Raw genomic sequence first — 17794 nt, forward strand, 5'->3', positions numbered from 1 at the left:
AGACAATGAGCAAACTCGTCGAGGGCATCAAGGACCGTATGGTCGCCGCCGCACGCGAGGCTGCGCCCACCGTGGTGGACGCCGCGCAGAAGGCCGCGACCGCGGCTGCCGAGAAAGTTGCCGAGGCAGTTGCCGATGCCAAGAACGCGGCAGGGGAGACGTCCGTCGCTAGCGAGCCAGCCACCGCCGCTGAGCCCGTAGCCGCCGCCCACGCCCCCGAAGGCGCAATCTTCAACCCCGAGGCCGCCCACGGCAACCTGCACCTGGGCATCGACGTTGGCTCCACCACCGTCAAGCTCGCCGTGCTCAACGATGACAACCAGCTCGTCTACGCCAAGTACCAGCGCCACCACACCGACGTCCGCGCTTGCGCCCGCGACTTGTTCGAGGGCGCCGCGACTGTGCTGCCGACGGCCCAGATGACCTGCGCCATTACCGGCTCGGGCGGCCTGCTGCTGTCCCAGTGGCTCGATCTGGAGTTTGTCCAGGAGGTCATCGCCAGCAAGCGCGCCGTCGAGACCCTCATCCCGGCCACCGATGTCGCCATCGAGCTGGGCGGCGAGGACGCCAAGATCATCTACTTCGATAACGGCATTGAGCAGCGCATGAACGGCACCTGTGCCGGCGGTACGGGTGCGTTCATCGACCAGATGGCAACCCTGCTGCACACCGACGCCAGCGGCCTCAACGAGCTCGCGGCCAACGCCACCACCATCTATCCCATCGCCAGCCGCTGCGGCGTCTTTGCCAAGACCGACGTCCAGCCGCTGCTCAACGAGGGCGCCCGCCCCGAGGACGTGGCCGCCTCCATCTTCCAGGCTGTCGTGACCCAGACCATCTCGGGCCTGGCGTGCGGCCGTCCCATCCGCGGTAACGTCGCCTTCCTGGGCGGCCCGCTGCAGTATCTCTCCGAGCTGCGCCATCGCTTCTACCTCACGCTCAACCTGGACGAGGAGCACCGCATCGTGCCCCAAAATGCTCACCTGTTTGTGGCGAGCGGTGCCGCCATGGCGCACGAGTCCAATAAGCTCAGCACGTTCCCGCAGCTCATCGAGGCCATCGATGCCCTGGGTGACACACAGGGCGCCGAGGTCGAGCGTCTGGATCCGCTCTTTGCCACCGACGAGGACTTTGCCGATTTCAAGACCCGCCACGACACCGAGGTCGTTCCCAAGGGCAAGCTCGAAGGCTACACCGGTCGCGTGTTCATCGGTATCGACGCCGGTTCCACCACCATGAAGGCCGCGCTTGTGGGTGAGGACGGCCAGTTGCTGCATACCTGGTACGGCAATAACAACGGTGACATCCTGGGTACGGCCAAGGTCATCATGGCCGATTTCTACAACCACATCCCCGCCGGCTGCACCATCGGCCACGTGACCACCACGGGTTACGGCGAGGCGCTGCTCATCGAGGCCCTCAAGGCCGATTCCGGCGAGATCGAGACCGTCGCGCACCTACGCGGCGCCAAGGCGTTCCTGCCCGGCGTCGAGTTTATCCTGGACATCGGCGGCCAGGACATGAAGTGCCTGCGCGTAAAGGACGGCGTCATCGAGCACATCATGCTCAACGAGGCCTGCTCGTCGGGTTGCGGTAGCTTTATCGAGAGCTTCGCCGTCTCTATGAACATGGACGTGCGCGCGTTCGCCGACGCCGCCATCCATGCCAAGGCTCCGGTGGACCTGGGCAGTCGCTGCACGGTCTTTATGAATTCGCGTGTTAAGCAGGCGCAAAAGGAAGGTGCCACGGTGGGCGACATCGCGGCCGGTCTGTCCTATTCTGTCATTAAGAATGCCCTGTTCAAGGTCATTAAGCTGCGCGATCCCAAGGAGATCGGAAGCCAGGTGATCGTCCAGGGCGGCACCTTTATGTCCGATGCCACGCTGCGCGCGTTTGAGCAGCTCACCGGCGTTCACGCCGTGCGTCCCGACATCGCCGGCTGCATGGGCGCCTATGGTGCGGCCTTGCTCGCCCGCGATCGCGCTGGCGCCGACGGCACCTCGACCATCCTTTCGGCCGAGGACATCGCGCACCTCACTGTGACGCAAAAGCACGTCCGCTGCGGTCGCTGCTCCAACAACTGCCAGCTCACCGTCAATGACTTTGGCGGCGGTAGGCGCTTCATTACCGGCAACCGCTGCGAGAAGGGCGCCGGCCACAAAAAGCAAAAGACCGAGGCCCCTAACCTCTTCAAAAAGAAAAACGAGTTGCTCTTTAATCGCGAGGTGCTGAGCCCCGACGAGGCCCCGCGCGGCACCGTGGGTATCCCGCGCGCACTCAACATGTACGAGAACTACCCCTTCTGGCATGCGTTCTTTACGCGCTTGGGCTTTAGCGTGCAGCTGTCCGACCAGTCGAGCAAGAAGACCTACCAGGCAGGCATCGAGTCCATGCCGTCCGAGAGCGTGTGCTATCCGGCCAAGATGAGCCACGGCCACGTGATGAACCTTATCGACCGCGATGTCGACTTTATCTGGATGCCGTGCGTGCGCTGGGAGCGCAAGGAGGATCCGACGGCTGGCAATTGCTATAACTGCCCCATCGTCATGAGCTACCCCACGGCGCTGGCACTCAATATCGACGAGATTCGTGAGCAGAATATCGAGTTCCTGTACCCGTTTGTGCCCTATCACGACAAGACCGAGCTCAAGCGCCGCTTGTACCAAGTGCTTGCCGTCGACCGCGTGGCCGATGCTGAGGCCGGTCGCGGTCGCGTGCGCGGTCCCAAGATCACGCGCTCCGAGGTCGATGCCGCCGTCAACGCTGCCTTTGAGGCCGATGCACGCTTCCACGAGGACATCCAGACCATGGGCGAGGAGACCCTTAAGTGGATCGAGGACCACGGCGGTCACGGCATCGTGCTCGCCGGCCGCCCCTACCACAACGACCCCGAGATCAACCACGCCCTGCCCGAGCTTATCTCGAGCTTTGGCTTTGCGGTCTTTACCGAGGATTCGCTTGCGCACCTGGTGAAGCCCGAGCGCCCCATCCGCGTCGTCGACCAGTGGATGTACCACAGCCGCCTGTACGCTGTCGCCCGTTTTGTTACGATGCGCAACGACCTGGACCTGATCCAGCTCAACTCCTTCGGCTGCGGCCTGGACGCTCTGACTACCGATCAGGTGCAGGAGATTCTGGAGGCCAGCGGCAAGATCTACACCGTGCTCAAGATCGACGAGGTGTCCAACCTGGGCGCCGCGCGCATCCGCATCCGCTCGCTCATGGCCGCGCTTAAGGACCAGGAGGCTGAGCGCTTGGCCGAGGCCGCGGCCGCGGGCGAGACCTACGAGCAGGGCGATGCCGCGCCGGTGGCTCCCTCCACGGATGCCCCCGCATTCGCGAGCCGCAAGTACACGTTCGAGGCTCAGCGCGAGAGCGCATCGACCGCGTGGCCCAAGGTGCCCTTTACCGAGCAGATGCGCGAGGAGGGCTACACCATCCTGTGCCCGCAGATGGCGCCGATCCACTTTGACCTGGTCAAAGAGGTGTTCCGCGGTGCCGGCTACAACTTGGAGCTGCTGCCCTCGACCGATCACGACGCCGTCGAGGCCGGCCTGCGCTATGTGAACAATGACATTTGCTATCCGTCCATTTTGGTGACCGGCCAGATTATGGAGGCCATCGAGAGCGGCCGGTACGACCTGTCCAAGACGGCCGTGGTTATCAGCCAGACCGGCGGCGGCTGCCGTGCAACCAACTACATCGCACTCATCCGCAAGGCCCTGCGCGAGAGCGGCCACCCCGAGATTCCGGTGATCTCGCTTTCGGCGGTGGCGCTCGGTGAGGACAACCCCGGCTTTAAGATTACGCCGGCGCTGCTTAAGCAGGCAGTCTACGCGGTGCTCTTTGGCGACGTGATGATGCAGATGCTTTATCGCTGTCGTCCATACGAGGCTACGCCCGGTGCCGCCAACGCACTCTACGAGGAGTACATGGCGCGCGCCCGCAAGCTGGCGCCCAAGTTCAACCGCCACAACTACACCAAGCTGTGCCGCGAGGCCATCCGCGCGTTCGACACCATGCCGCTCGTGGGTGAGGGCACCAAGCCGCGCGTGGGCGTGGTCGGTGAGATCTTGGTCAAGTTCCACCCCACAGCCAACAACCACGTGGTCGACGTTATCGAGCGCGAGGGCTGCGAGGCCGTGGTGCCGGGCCTGCTGGACTTCTTCCTGTACTCCATGAGCAACGCCGAGCTGCAGAAGGATGAGCTCGGAAGCTCTGCAACCACGCGCGCTGGTATGCAGGCGCTCATCAAGCTCGTGGACTGGATGCGTACGCCGGTGGAAGAGCTGCTCCAAAAGTCCCGCCGCTTTGAGGCGCCCGAGCGCATCGGCACCATGGCGGACAAGGCCCGTACGGTGCTTTCGGTGTGCAACAACATGGGTGAAGGCTGGCTGCTCACGGCCGAGATGCTCGACCTGATTGACCATGGCGCGCCCAACATCATCTGCACGCAGCCCTTTGCGTGCCTGCCTAACCACGTGGTGGGCAAGGCCGTGATCAAGGAGCTGCGCCGTCGGCACCCCGAGAGCAACATTGTCGCAGTGGACTACGACCCCGGCGCGTCCGAGGTCAACCAGCTCAACCGCATTAAGCTCATGATCAGCGTGGCCAAGGAAAACATGCGCACCGGTAAGGGCTTTAAGCTCGAGAAGGTGGCGCCGCTCGCGATGGACGAGGTCACCGGCCAGATGCATGCCCATGATGGCTGCGTGAGCTGTGGCTCGGTCAGCGAGGAGGCCGTTGCATCGGTCGCCAAGCGTCTGGGACGTGGCATTAAGAAGTAGTTGGCCTGCTATGTGCTAGATATGAGACAAACGGGTGGTAGCCGTATCGGCTACCACCCGTTTTTGCTGGACGTATGCTGCGTAAACGCCCCAACTATCACCTCTTCCGAAAGCTACGTGTCAGTGGCACCAAAAATCGCCCTTGGAACCCTGAGATAATGAACATATGTAGCCGTTCGCCGCAAAATACCGTCCGTTTATGGAACCCACCTCTAGCGCGCGTCATCCTTACGGTTGAATAAATACACATTCATGGAATTACGTAAGAGAGGACTGTTCCTATGAGCTACAAGACCGTTTGTGTTGCCGGTGGCGGCGTGTTGGGAAGCCAGATTGCCTTTCAGGCTGCCTACTGCGGCTTCGATGTGACGATCTGGCTGCGCAGCGAGGGCAGCATCGGCCGCACTCAGCCCAAGATCGATCATGTGCGCGAGGAGTACATCGCGGCTATCGAGGGCATGGCGGACGGCACGGGCGAGTGGTGTGCCGGTATCGCCGATAGCGACCAGCCCTTCGACAAGGAGGCGGCGCTCGCCGCCGTCGAGCGTGCCTACTCCACACTCAAGCTAGAGCTCGATCTTGCCAAGGCAGTGGCCGACGCCGATCTGGTTATCGAGTCGATGGCCGAGGACACCCAGGCAAAGATCGACTTCTACAAGAAGCTCGCCCCGGTTCTCCCGCAAAAGACCGTTGTCGTGACGAACTCCTCCACGCTGCTGCCGAGCACCTTTGCCAAGTACACTGGCCGCCCCGAGAAGTACCTGTCGCTGCACTTTGCCAACTCCATCTGGAAGAACAACATGACCGAGGTCATGGCTCAGGACCAGACCGACAAGCGCTATTTCGATGAGCTCGTCGACTTTGCCAGCGACATCCGTATGCTTGCCCTGCCCGTCAACAAGGAAAAGAACGGCTATCTGCTCAATTCCATGCTGGTGCCGTGGCTGCTTTCGGGCCTTGATCTGTACGTTTCGGGCGTCAGCGACCCCAAGAGCATCGACCTCGCATGGACGCGCGGCACTGGCGCGCCCAAGGGCCCGTTCCGCGTGTTCGACACCGTGGGCATCCAGACGGCCTATAACATCGTCATGCAGTATCAGAAGGTGCCGGGCTTGGTGAGCCCGCTGCTCAAAAAGATGATGATGCCCTACAACTTTAAGGCCATGGCATCCGTCCTCAAGCAGATGCTCGACGAAGGCAAGCTGGGCGAAAGCTCGGGCGAGGGCTTCTTCAAGTACTAAAAAGATTCCTCGGCAACATTGAGAAACGTATCATTTGCAGTGTCAGTGCGCCGCAGCGCCGCTCGGCAACGGGACAATCCGCTTTATGCGCCAACGCGAACTTGTCGACTTTGCCGTGGACTGGATCGAGCACCATCGCGGCCGCCCCGATTGATCACTTGGGAGCGGAAGGGTTGCGGATTCCCTTCGCGCTCCGCGTTTCCGTATCGCTACAAGCTTAAACTTGCATTAAGGGGCGTTTGTTAAACTGCGAGTCATAATTAGACAGGGCTGGGCAAACGCCGTGGTATATGAGGGAACAACAATGGTATTCAAAGACGGTAACGATATGGAATTGAGTGACAAGGACAGCAGACTGTTTTCGCGTCGAGCGGCTCTTGCGGGTGCGGCGGGCACGCTGGCGCTTGCCGGGACAGGGCTCATGGGCTGCTCGGTCGGCGGGGCCGGCACGGGCGCCGCATCTACTGCGAGCAACGAGCTCACTGACGAGCAAAAGAAACTCCACAAGCAGATTGTCGCGACCTACGACGTCGAGAAGCAGGCGGCCATCAAGGAGCGGCTCGATGCCGAGTACGCTGACGGCGGCTACAACGAGACCACTCCGTTTATCGCGCAGGATCCCTTTGGCACCGATACCCTGAGCTGCTACGTTCGCTTTGCGACAACGGATTCCGTAACCGTCTCCTACAAGGTCGCCGGTCGCAAAAAGACTGGTGACACGCCCAAGGTCGCCGCGTTTTCCCATACGCCCCACGGCGGCGACGCGCCGGCCACGGAACACGAGTTCAAGGTCATCGGCCTCATTCCCAACCACAAAAACACGGTAACCATCACTTGCACGGCACAAGACGGTATCAGCCGCACCTCGACGTTCACGGTCAAGACGCCGGCTCTCAAAGGCGAGGAAGAAGAGCAGCTCGCCGTCACGTCGGGGGAGTCCAATACGCCGCTTGCCGATGGTCTCTTTACTATTCTGGGCAACGACTCGTCCAAGCTCGACTTTATGTACCTCTACGACAACGACGGCCAGATTCGCGGCGAGGTGCCGATTGTCGGCTACCGCAGCCACCGCCTGCTGTTCCCGGGCGACGGTAGCATGATCATGAGCGTCTCGACTACCAAGATGGCCCAGATCAACGCCATCGGCCAGGTGGTAAACGTCTGGAGCACGGGCGACTACGAGCTACACCACGACTACGCTTTCGATGACGATGGCAACCTGCTGGTGCTGGCGAGTCACGCCGGCTCCGAAGCCGATTTGGACGTCGATCGCGCGGCTGCCAAAAAAGATAAGGACGATCGCGTTAATGTAGAGGACCTCATCATTAAGGTCGACATAACAACAGGTGACGTCTCTCTCGTCGTGGACCTGGGCGATATATTCCCCGACCTCAAGGCAAGCGCCAAGGTTGCCTCGGACGGCGACCTGGATTGGATTCACATCAACACGATCCAGTGGCTCGGCGGCGGCACCGTTCTGCTCAGCTCGCGCGAGACCTCAACGGTCATCAAGCTCACGGATATCTACGGTACGCCTACGGTCGATTGGCTTATGGGCTCGCCAGAGTTTTGGGCCGGCTCGGGCTTTGAGGACAAGTTGCTGCAGGCTCAAGGCGATTTTTCGCTCAACGCAGGCCAGCATAGTGTGACCTATCTGCCAAACGACGAGACGACCGCGACTGGTCGCTACCAGGTGCTGCTATACGACAACAACTTTGGTGTTGCCGAGAGCTATCCCAAGTTCGACTGGGGCCAGCTGGGCGCTGCGGTAGTGACCGACTACAGCAAGGGAACGCATTCGTTTGGGCGCATTTTTACGGTGGACGAGACCGCGCGCACCTACGAGCTTGTGGACCAGATCGCAGTGCCGTTCTCAGGTTACGTAAGTAGTGCGCAGCGCGTCGGCGATTCGAATAGCATGCTTGTGGCATCGGGCATAGCCAAGACCTTTGCCGAGTACGATCGCTATGGACTGCCCATTGCCACGTACGAGATGGAAGCCGAGAAGTACATCTACCGCGTGTACAAGTACGAGCTGTAGCGCTGCGCTTGGCTGTGCCTGTGCCCCGCGGCTGCGCGCGCTCGTACCGGGCCTACCTCGCGTTCCGCATCACTTCACGTCAAACTCCACGCGATCGAGTTCGGGTACGTTGAGGTCGATGAGCTTGCGGGCAACACGGCGGTCGTGCGCCCCGAGCGTCTCGCTTGTCGTTACGCGAGCGACAGTCTGGCGCTCGACAACGCCCTCCTTGTCGCCCTCGGTAGCCGAGGTCTCGACGGCGACGGTGTAATCCTTAAAGCCCGGCAGCACCGCCGCAAGTTCGCGCGTGGTTTCAGTGACGCCGTAGCCGTCTTGCACGCCGGCCTGCGCCGAGCCAATAGACCCCGCCGTCATAATAATGCAGGGGATGGCAAAGATCACCGTGCCCACGATGATGCGGCGGCGCACCTTGCGCGATAGCTCGTTAACCTCGGCGTTTTCTTCAGCAGTCACAATACCGTCGCCGTTCAGGTCGCGCTTGAGCGGCACGCGCAAAAGAAGCAGCACGGCTTCGGCAGCCAGTGCGATAAAGACCACGTTGATGCCAAACTCATAAAGCGCCGAGAGAAACAGTGACCCGCTTGCAATGGCGATGCCATAGCCCGCCGCGCACAGGGGCGGCATGAGCGCGGTCGCCACGGCCACGCCGGCGATAAGCGTGGCAGGTTCCTGGTCACGCGAGTTGCCCAGCCCGCCCGCAAAGCCGCCCGCGAGCGCGACGGCAAGGTCCCACACAGTGGGCGTCGAGTTGTCGATGATGGCGGCCGTGGTGGTGCCAAGGGGCGAGAGCTTAAAATACAGCGTGGACGTGATCAGACAAAAGGCCATCTGTAGCGCGAGGCCGGCGACGGCCTCGACGGCAATCTCGCGGTCGAGCGTGGCGATGCCATATGCCATGGCAAGGACCGAGCCCATGAGTGGGCAGATGAGCATGGCGCCCACGATGGCAATGTCCGAGTCGATATCGAGGCCGATGCTCGCGATGAGCATGGCGATGATGAGGATGCATAAGTGCGAGCCGGTCAGCCGCGCCCCGTTTACAAAGCGCTTGCGAATCACGTGATAGGGCGCGCGACCCTCGCGAATGTTGAATGCGCGCTTTAGGAAGCGGCTGGTGTTCTCCAGGGCCTCACTATGGGCAGGTCGAATGCCGTGGCGCCGGTGATGGCGTTTGCGTAGTCGCTTGATCTGTTGTTTGTCGAGTTCCATGTCCACCTCGTATTGCCGCAGGAACGCGGGTGCGCTCGCAGCATGTACTCTACACCGTGGCGGGCGGGGCGGTCATCTTGACGTGAAACTTAGACGAGCAGGTAAGGGGGACGTCAAATGCGGTTGCGGCCGAGTGTTTCGACAGATACAGAGCGCGGGGCCGGATGGTCTCCGGCCCCGCGCTCTGTACGGGTACATTGTTGTTGGGTTTAGCCCAGCAGACTCAGGCCGACGGAGACAAACGCCAGGATAACGCCAACGACGGACTCGCCTCCCAACAGGCCGCTGGCGACGACCAGGCCCTGCTCCTGGAAGGCAGCATCCTTGGAAGCCTTCTCTTTGCCCGAAAGACCGGAACCGGCGTCGCGGTGTGCGGCCCACTTGTCGTAGGCGAGCTTGACGCAGGAGCCCAAGAAGGCCGTGAGCGACATGTAGAACGGCAGGTACACGCCCAGACCGATCATCATGGCCGGAATGCCGAGCCAATACATGACGATGCCGGCGATAAAACCGCCTGCGAACCACGGCACGCTCGGGATGCCCGAGACCATGGTGGCGACTACGCTTGACTGCGCGGCTACAAAGCTCTTGTCGGGACCAAAGGCGTCCGGACCATAGGCGGTGACGAGCGCGACCATGACGGCGGCAGCGACCAGTGCGCCCACGATGCCGCCGATGGCCTGGCCGATCCACTGTGCGCGCGGGTTGGTGCCCAGCACGGCGCCGGCCTTAAAGTCGTTCATGACGTCGCCCGCAAGGCCGCACGCCACGGCCACGATGCCGGCGATAAAGAACAGCTTGACCTGCGCAAGCTGCGCGAAGGCCGCTACGATGAGCATGACGATGAGGCCAAAGATCTCCATGGGGTCGATACCCGTCTGGCCGCAGCTCTGCGCACTCATGATGGTGGTGACAAAGGTGAACAGCGTGACGATGACGGCTGGGACGGCACCCAGGTCGAGCGCGACGGCGATGATCACGGCGATGGAGGCGGTACCCAGGCCGATGATGCCGGCGTCGAGCTTAAGCGAGCCCGAGATGAGCGACTGCTCGTCGGTGTCGGTGGAGCTGTCGGCGGCAAGACCGCGGACGATACCGCCGACCTGCGGCAGGATGTCTTTAAGGACGACGGCGACGCCAAAGCCCATCATAAGGCCCATACCTAAGGACTTGACGATACCCTGCGCGGTCACAATATCGAACAGGCCGGCAGCGGTGCCGCCGACGATAATGCCAAAGTTGCCCAGCAGCGCGCCGGCAAACCAGAAGGCGACGGGGGCAAAGCCCACTAAAAAGCCGATGGACAGCAACATGGGCGAGTTGTAGATGGCAAAGGTCACGCCGGGGATATTGAGCGTGCACAGCATGCTGGGCACCACGCCCAGGGCGTCGCGCAGCACGCTATAGATGCCTGCGATGGCCATGGAGCCAAAGAGCTGCTTGCCGGTCTTGCCGCCGGCCTCGGTAGCACGCAGGGTCTGGGCTGCGGCGTTGCCGGTGGGAAACTCCAGCGCGGAGTCCACGATAAAGTGACGGTGGATGAGCGCCGTTGCCAGAAGGCCCAAGATGGTGCCGGCGAGCGCCACGATAAACATGTCGAGCCAGCTGATCTGGTCGGCATAGCCCAGCATCCAGGCGCCCGGGATGGTAAACGCCAGGCCGCCGGCGACCATGGCACCCGCGGACATGATAGTGTGGGTAACGTTGGCCTCGTTGAGGCTGGCATTGCCCATGAGCTTAAGGAAGAACAGCGAGATGACGGCAGCGAAAATGATCGGCCAGGGGAGGGCGCCCATCTTGAGGGCCGTGTAGGCCGAGCTTGCCGTGATAATCACGCAGCCAAGGACGCCGATGACGACGCCGCGCAGCGTGAGTTGACCGCGCATAGAAGTGCGGTTCGAGGGATTGCCCATATAGAACTCCTTTGCGTATATCCGCTTCCCCCGCAAGCGCCGCTACGGATACGGCGCGGGAAGTCGGGTTACCAAGGGCCGCCGCGTGAGCTCGCGCACGACCGCGCATCAGTATAGCGGCAAGGTAGTCATTTTGGGACGGGGCTATTTTAGCTACCCTTTGACAGTCGACGAATTATCTGGGATTGGGGCAAATATCAACCGACATATTGGGGTAGCTAAAATAGCCCCGTCCCAAAATGACTACCTGGGATGGCTGGTTCGGGTAGGCGATATACTGCTGGGCAGACGAAAGGAGCGCCGACGATGCTTAATGGGTGCGCATATATATTGACGGTCGACGTGGGCAACACGTTCATTCGCTTTGGTCTGTTTGCCGAGGATTCGGCCGCGGCGCAGGAATGCCCGCTTGCGACGTGCGAGATCACGACGCCGCCGAGCATTACGGCCGATGAGGCGCGCATGAGGCTCGCGCGGGTCATGGGCGCACTGGCAGCCGATGCGGGCATGCCTGGTGTGCTCGTTCCCGCGGCAGCAGTGCTGAGCTGCGTGGTGCCGGCGCTCGAGCGCCCGTGGAAGGCGGCACTTTCCCGTACCTGCACGGGGCGCGTGCTCACCGTGGGGCCGGGACTTAAGACCGGCATGCCCGTGCACTACGACGACCCGGCCGAGATCGGTCCCGATCGCATCGCCGACGCCGTGGCGGCCCGTGCCGTCTACGGCTCTCCGTGCATCGTTATCGACCTGGGCACTACGACCAATATCGAGGTCATCGATGCGCGCGGAACCTTTGTCGGCGGTGTTATCGCGCCGGGGCTGGCGCTCGGCGCTCGCTCGCTCTCGGCCGCTGCGGCGCGCCTGCCGCAAGTCGAGCCCTCGGCACCCACGCATGTGATCGGTCGCAACACGCGCGAGGCCATGCGCTCGGGCGTGGTCTTGGGCGAGGTTGCCCGTATCGACGGCATGCTCGACATGGTGCTTGCCGAGATGCGCTCGACCAAGGCGGCAGGCGAGGGCAGCGTGCCCATTGTCATCACCGGCGACGATGCCGAGGCGCTCGCGGCGTTGGTCGGCCACAGCCTGACGGTAGACGACGCGCTGACGCTGCGGGGTCTCGCCGAGCTGTACCGCATCAACCAAAAGCCTCGCCGCGCATAAAGCCAAGGACGTCGGCGCCGGGAGGAAACAGCCCCACCTTTCACCTGCTACAATGGGCCAAACTATTTCGATTTCGGAGGTGTCTGCCATGTCGGACGATCTTCATCAAACCGCGTCGGGCAAGCGCCGCGACGTTATTAGCTGGGACGAGTTCTTTATGAGCGTGGCCATCGCCGCGCAGCGCCGCAGCAAGGATCCCAATACGCAGGTGGGCGCGTGCATCGCCAGCACCAACCACCGCATTCTTTCGGTGGGCTACAACGGTACGCCCTCGGCGCTCAACGACGACTTTTTCCCGTGGGGCACGAGCGATGACCCGCTGCAGGACAAGCATAACTACGTAGTTCATGCCGAGGCCAACGCCGTGCTCAACTACCGCGGCTCGCTCAAGGACCTTGAGGGTTCCACGGTCTACGTCACGCTGTTCCCGTGCCACGACTGTGCCAAAATCCTGGCGCAGGTAGGTGTGGGCGAGGTTGTCTATCTGGACAATAAGTACGCCGACACCGACGACGGCCGCATCAGTCGCCGCATTCTCGACTCCTGCGGCATTAGCTTCCGCCAGGTTATCGTCGATGTCCACATTGGTACCGGGGAACAAACGCAGCAGTAGCGGCAGCGTGTACGAGCGCCGGGCGTTGACAAAAGCGGCTAATTAAGCCCCGTTCCAAATTGACTGTCAAATTAACTGCTCGTGAAAGTCGTGTCCGCGCGCATGGACGGCTCGCGAGCGGGTACATGGCTGTAGTAACATAGCTCTGTCCGCGGGCGCGCCCGCGTTATTGTGAGAAAGGAGCCCCTGTGGCTGTTAACGAAGAGCTGCTTAAGAAGGTTCTTGAAGAGATTCGCCCCAACCTGCAGGCCGACGGCGGCGACATGGAGTATATGGGCGTTGATGACGAGGGCGTCGTCAAGCTGGAGCTTCAGGGCGCCTGCGCCGGTTGCCCCATGAGCGCTCTGACGCTTTCCATGGGCGTCGAGCGTATCCTCAAGGAGCACGTGCCCGGCGTTACGCGTGTCGAGCAGGTCAATGCCTCCGGCGAGGTCGAGGATCTGTACGACGAGTATGCGCCGTTCTGAGAAGCGAAAGCTGCGGGCGATGTGCTCCGCATAGACGTCATGCCCAAATGTGCGGCTGCGAGCGAAAGGCCCGCGGCCGCATTTGTATGTAGGGAACAGGGGGACCGATATGCTCAACGACCTCTACCATATGCTTGATCCTGTCGCCATTTCGGCGGGGCCCATCACCATCTACTGGTACGGCTTGGCCTATGTGGTCGGAGCTCTGCTCACGGCGGTCGTCATGTACCGCACGCAGCGTCGTTGGGGTTTTGACATTACGGTCGACGACCTGATGAGTGTCGTGGTTGGTGTGGTCTTTGGCCTCATCATTGGCGCCCGTCTGTTCTACGTCATCTTTTACGGTGACGGCTACTACTGGGCGCATCCGCTCGAGATCTTTGCCACCAACGAAGGCGGCATGAGTTTCCATGGCGGCCTGGTGGGCGGCATCATCGGCGGCGTGCTCGTGTGCCGTATGTACAAGCTCGACGCCTGGACCATCGCCGACCTTGCCGTTATCGGTGCTCCGCTGGCCCTGTGCCTGGGGCGCTGCGCCAACTTTGTCAACGGCGAGCTGTGGGGCAAGCCGACCGATTTGCCCTGGGGCGTGATCTTTGGCGGCACCGCGGGCGATATGCCGCGCCATCCATCCCAGCTCTACGAGGCATTTCTCGAGGGCATTGTGCTCTTCTGCATTCTGCAGGTGCTCAGCCGCAAAAAACCGCTGCTGCCCCAGGGTACGTTTATGGGTGTGTTTGTGATGGGGTACGGCATTGTCCGCTTTTTCGTTGAGTTCGTGCGCGTGCCCGATGCCCAGCTGGGCTATCTGCTGGGCGGCGTCATCACCATGGGCCAGCTGCTGAGTTTGCCGCTCGTGATTGCGGGCCTGGCGCTCATCATTTTTGCCCTCCGCCGCAACCGTCCCCAGCGCATCTATCTCGACGCCTAACCACCACATACACCACAAAGGGGACAGGCACCTTTGTGGTGGTTTTGCCAGGCAACGATGACAGAACCGTAACGTTTCCCCAGATAAAACCTGCCAAAATAAACCTGTCCCTTTTTGGCAGGTTTCTAGAAAGGCTTTTCGGACTGTGAAGGATTCCGATCTCTCCACAACGGCTGCACGCGACGCCGCCCGCATCGTTTGGTTTAAGCGCTATCCCGCCAAGCAGACGCTCGTCGCATTTTTGCTCGCCCTGCTGGCGACCACGGCGTTTTCCATCGATCCCGCCCCGGTGTCGAGCAACGCGGTCCTGGCGATCGATCCCAAGGCGACGGGCATGCTTTACGTGTGCTACGAGGTACTCCTCTCATTTGCCGGCCATACCGACGCTGTGATGCTGCTCGCGCTGGCCTGCCTGCTCACGCTGCCGTTTCGCTATGTGTTCTTTGGCCGCGGTGACGCTTGGCGCCCCTCGGTCGTGCTGCCGTCGCTGTTCTTTGCCGTCTGCATGGTGTTCGGCCGCAGTTACGACCTCACCGATTCGGCCGAGATTGTGCTGGGCGACAAGGCGCGCGTTATCTGCGCCTGGATTGGCGGCGCGGGCTGGATGCTTCTGGCGATTGTGTCCTTCTATCTGGCTTTTGAGTTTTTGGATTGGTTGAGTTCCCGCCGCATTCCGTTTTCGGAGGCGCATTTTGGCCGCGTGTGGCGTGTTACCCACGCCGTGCTCTCGGTCCATCCTTTTGTTGGGCCGTTTCTTGTACTCATGATTGTCTGGGCGCCCACGCTTATCGCCTCGCTGCCCGGCCTCTTTATGGGAGATACGGGCGCGCAGATTCGCCAATGGTTCAACTACCCCAATGGCACGAGCGACTACCTGCGCCTGCTTAACCCCAACGTGCTGCTCAACGGCCATCATCCGGTGGTGCACACGGCCATCATCGGCTCGTGTGTGCAACTGGGGCTTTCGCTATTCAATAGCGCCAATGCGGGTCTAACCATCTACACCTGCGCCCAATTTGTCATCACGGCCGCCTGCGTGGCCTATTCCATATCGTCGCTGCGCAAGCTGGGCGTGAGCCTGCCGGTCCGCGGCGTCATCTTGCTGTTCTTTGCGTTTATGCCGATGTTCTCCAACTACGCGGCGCTGCTGACCAAAGACGTACTGTTTGCCGATGCGTTTCTGGTACTGCTCGTTCAGACCGTCAAGCTCGTGGCATGTGGCCTGCCCCGTCGCGATGTCAATGCCGAGCGCGCGGGCGAGCGCACGCCTGTGCTCTTTGCGCGCCACGACTGGCTGTTGCTCGTGCTGGGCGCCATGGGTTCCACGTTTTTGCGCAATGGCGGCCTGGTCTTTCCGTTGGCGGCCTGCGTGATTGCGGCGGCGTTTTGCGCCTGGGACGCGCATGTGGCCCGTCGCGTGGTCAAACAGTCTGGCGTCGCACCCTCATGCGCCACGCCGCGCTTCCGCTGGGCCGGCGTTCTCGCGGTGCTCGTGCTCTGCCTTGCCTCCAACATGTACTTTACCAAGGTCTTTATGCCCGAGCACGATATCACGCCGGGTTCCAAGCGCGAGATCCTCTCGATTCCGTTTCAACAGACGGCGCGCTTCGTCCAAAAGCACGACGGCCTTAATTCGGGCGTTAACCCCAAGGTCAAAGACGACGGCACGATTGAGGAAGCTCCCTGCGACGGTCTGGTGACCGATAAGGAACGCGCTGCGATCGACCGTGTGCTCAAGTACGAGAATCTGGGCCGTCGCTACAACCCCGACAAGTCGGATGCCGTAAAAAACTGTTTTAACGAGTACGCCTCGCAGGAGGACATCAAGGCCTATTTTGAGGTGTGGGCCCAGATGTTCAAAAAGGATCCCGAGTGCTATATCTCGGCGCTCATCAATAACTACTACGGCTACTTTTATCCGAGTGCCCGCGATGCGTGGGTCTACAGCACGGCGCGCAGTGCCGAGATCATGGCGAAGCCCGATAACCTCAAGTACTTCGACTTCCATCCGGTCGATAGCAAGGTTGTGCGCTGGTGCGACCACCTGATCAACCTGTATCGCGTGGCAGTACAACGCATCCCGTTTATCTCGCTCACCATGAGCTCGGCCACCTATGTGTGGATCATGATCGCTGTGGTGGTCTATCTGCTACGTCGTCATTCGTGGCGCGGGCTGGCCATTTGGGTGCCGCTGCTGGGCGTGCTCGCCGTGTGCCTGATCGGTCCCTGCAACGGCTCGACCTACATGCGCTACCTGTATCCAGTCATCGCCTGCATGCCCTTTGCCATCGGCGCCACCATCACCCGCAGCGACCTTCTCTGGTTCTAACTTGGTGCAAAGGGGACAGGTTACTTTGCACCAAGGGGGTTGCATCATCACGACGCCTTCATTTTGGGGTTTATCTCGCAGGCCAGTAGGTATATCATAACGACGTTTGTTTATATTGCCCGAGCATCTGCGCTGGGCTTTAGGTCGAAACCGATAGGAGACACGTATGTCCGGACACTCTAAGTGGGCCACAACCAAGCATCGTAAGGGCGCGCAGGACGCCAAGCGTTCCGCCCTCTTCTCCAAGCTGAGCCGCAACATCACCGTTGCCGCCCGTCTCGGCGGCGACCCGCTGCCCGAGAACAACGCCAGCCTCGCCGCTGCCGTTGCCAAGGCCAAGGCTCAGTCCATGCCCAAGGACAAGATCAAGTCCGCTATCGACAAGGCCTTCGGTTCGGGTGCCGATGCCGCCGTCTACGAGAACATCGTGTACGAGGGCTATGGTCCCGCCGGCGTTGCCGTCTACGTCGACTGCCTGACCGATAACCGCAACCGTACCGCCGCCGATGTCCGTTCCGCCTTCTCCCACGCTGGCGGCAACCTGGGCACCTCCGGCTCCGTCGCCTTCCAGTTTGAGCGCAAGGGCCAGATCGTCGTCGCCAAGGAGATCCTGGACGAGAACGCCAAGAAGGAGACCATGATCGCCAACGGTGCTGCCGGTGACGAGGAAGAGCTCATGATGGCGATCGCCGAGGCCGGTGGCGACGACTACGAGGACGCCGGCGAGGAGTGGATCGTTTGGACCGCCGCCAACGACGTCATGGCTGTTTCCAAGGCGCTCGAGGAGCAGGGCATCCAGGTCAAGGGCTCCGAGACCACCATGGTTCCGACCACCCCGACCGAGGTCTCCGGCGCCGATGCCAAGAAGGTCCAGCGCCTCATCGACCGTCTCGAGGAGCTCGACGACGTTCAGGATGTTTACAGCACCATGGACATGACCGACGAGGTCATCGCTGCCCTCGAGGAGGAGTAGCGCCTGCACGGGTTAAGCCGTGCATATCTGGGCATAATGAAGCGAGCATACAAGCCTCGTGGAATAGATGAGCCGGATCCGCGTGCGTATGGCACCGGACCCGGCTCTTTTATAATGATGCGAATCGTTTTG

General features: G+C 61.5%; 11 protein-coding genes. 9 read left to right on the forward strand and 2 right to left on the reverse strand.

The features are described from left to right. Window positions 1–5 precede the first annotated feature (5 nt). The 3 genes from ACTQXM_RS01990 (at window position 6) to ACTQXM_RS02000 (ending at window position 8069) form a co-directional block, all read left to right on the forward strand. Window positions 6–4787, forward strand: a complete 4782-nt coding sequence (locus ACTQXM_RS01990; RefSeq protein WP_441536881.1) for an acyl-CoA dehydratase activase-related protein — start codon at window positions 6–8, stop codon at window positions 4785–4787. 281 nt (window positions 4788–5068) lie between these two features. Beyond that, entirely contained in the window at window positions 5069–6028 is a 960-nt protein-coding gene (locus ACTQXM_RS01995; protein ID WP_154514839.1) for a 3-hydroxyacyl-CoA dehydrogenase, read from the forward strand. Window positions 6029–6332: 304 nt separating this feature from the next. After that, a complete protein-coding gene (locus tag ACTQXM_RS02000; protein ID WP_441536880.1) occupies window positions 6333–8069 on the forward strand; it encodes an aryl-sulfate sulfotransferase in 1737 nt (578 codons plus the stop codon). Between the two features lie 69 nt (window positions 8070–8138). Here the strand turns inward: ACTQXM_RS02000 and ACTQXM_RS02005 are convergent, their stop codons facing one another. Together ACTQXM_RS02005 and ACTQXM_RS02010 are read right to left on the reverse strand one after the other, a co-directional pair. Next, a complete protein-coding gene (locus ACTQXM_RS02005; RefSeq protein ID WP_441536879.1) occupies window positions 8139–9278 on the reverse strand; it encodes a DUF389 domain-containing protein in 1140 nt (379 codons plus the stop codon). Window positions 9279–9487: 209 nt separating this feature from the next. After that, window positions 9488–11191 carry an OPT/YSL family transporter gene (locus tag ACTQXM_RS02010; protein WP_441536878.1) on the reverse strand — a complete coding sequence of 568 codons (1704 nt, stop codon included), beginning with the start codon at window positions 11189–11191 and terminating at the stop codon, window positions 9488–9490. A 306-nt stretch (window positions 11192–11497) separates the two neighbouring features. Here ACTQXM_RS02010 and ACTQXM_RS02015 point away from each other — a divergent pair, with 306 nt between their 5' ends. From ACTQXM_RS02015 to ACTQXM_RS02040, 6 genes are all read left to right on the forward strand, one after another. Beyond that, window positions 11498–12349 (forward strand): type III pantothenate kinase, encoded by an 852-nt coding sequence (locus tag ACTQXM_RS02015; protein WP_154514831.1) that lies wholly within the window; start codon window positions 11498–11500, stop codon window positions 12347–12349. Between the two features lie 88 nt (window positions 12350–12437). Then, window positions 12438–12962 carry a deoxycytidylate deaminase gene (locus ACTQXM_RS02020; RefSeq protein ID WP_154514829.1) on the forward strand — a complete coding sequence of 175 codons (525 nt, stop codon included), beginning with the start codon at window positions 12438–12440 and terminating at the stop codon, window positions 12960–12962. A gap of 188 nt (window positions 12963–13150) precedes the next feature. Continuing rightward, window positions 13151–13429 (forward strand): NifU family protein, encoded by a 279-nt coding sequence (locus ACTQXM_RS02025; RefSeq protein ID WP_427718265.1) that lies wholly within the window; start codon window positions 13151–13153, stop codon window positions 13427–13429. Between the two features lie 109 nt (window positions 13430–13538). Next, window positions 13539–14360, forward strand: coding sequence for a prolipoprotein diacylglyceryl transferase (gene lgt, locus ACTQXM_RS02030; RefSeq protein ID WP_427747670.1), 822 nt, complete (start codon window positions 13539–13541; stop codon window positions 14358–14360). A gap of 145 nt (window positions 14361–14505) precedes the next feature. Next, window positions 14506–16689, forward strand: coding sequence for a DUF6020 family protein (locus ACTQXM_RS02035; RefSeq protein ID WP_441536877.1), 2184 nt, complete (start codon window positions 14506–14508; stop codon window positions 16687–16689). A 166-nt stretch (window positions 16690–16855) separates the two neighbouring features. After that, window positions 16856–17662 (forward strand): YebC/PmpR family DNA-binding transcriptional regulator, encoded by an 807-nt coding sequence (locus ACTQXM_RS02040; RefSeq protein ID WP_441536876.1) that lies wholly within the window; start codon window positions 16856–16858, stop codon window positions 17660–17662. Window positions 17663–17794 lie beyond the last annotated feature (132 nt).

This window comes from Collinsella sp. LCP19S3_D3 (assembly GCF_052121455.1).
Taxonomy (GTDB): domain Bacteria; phylum Actinomycetota; class Coriobacteriia; order Coriobacteriales; family Coriobacteriaceae; genus Collinsella.

Bases quoted from the DNA above. Each gene is read 5' to 3' on its own strand.
- ACTQXM_RS02020 (WP_154514829.1), top strand. From the start codon at position 12,438: ATGTCGGACGATCTTCATCAAACCGCGTCGGGCAAGCGCCGCGACGTT.
- ACTQXM_RS02005 (WP_441536879.1), bottom strand. From the start codon at position 9,278: ATGGAACTCGACAAACAACAGATCAAGCGACTACGCAAACGCCATCAC.
- ACTQXM_RS02040 (WP_441536876.1), top strand. From the start codon at position 16,856: ATGTCCGGACACTCTAAGTGGGCCACAACCAAGCATCGTAAGGGCGCG.
- ACTQXM_RS01995 (WP_154514839.1), top strand. From the start codon at position 5,069: ATGAGCTACAAGACCGTTTGTGTTGCCGGTGGCGGCGTGTTGGGAAGC.
- ACTQXM_RS02015 (WP_154514831.1), top strand. From the start codon at position 11,498: ATGCTTAATGGGTGCGCATATATATTGACGGTCGACGTGGGCAACACG.
- ACTQXM_RS01990 (WP_441536881.1), top strand. From the start codon at position 6: ATGAGCAAACTCGTCGAGGGCATCAAGGACCGTATGGTCGCCGCCGCA.
- ACTQXM_RS02000 (WP_441536880.1), top strand. From the start codon at position 6,333: ATGGTATTCAAAGACGGTAACGATATGGAATTGAGTGACAAGGACAGC.
- ACTQXM_RS02010 (WP_441536878.1), bottom strand. From the start codon at position 11,191: ATGGGCAATCCCTCGAACCGCACTTCTATGCGCGGTCAACTCACGCTG.
- lgt (WP_427747670.1), top strand. From the start codon at position 13,539: ATGCTCAACGACCTCTACCATATGCTTGATCCTGTCGCCATTTCGGCG.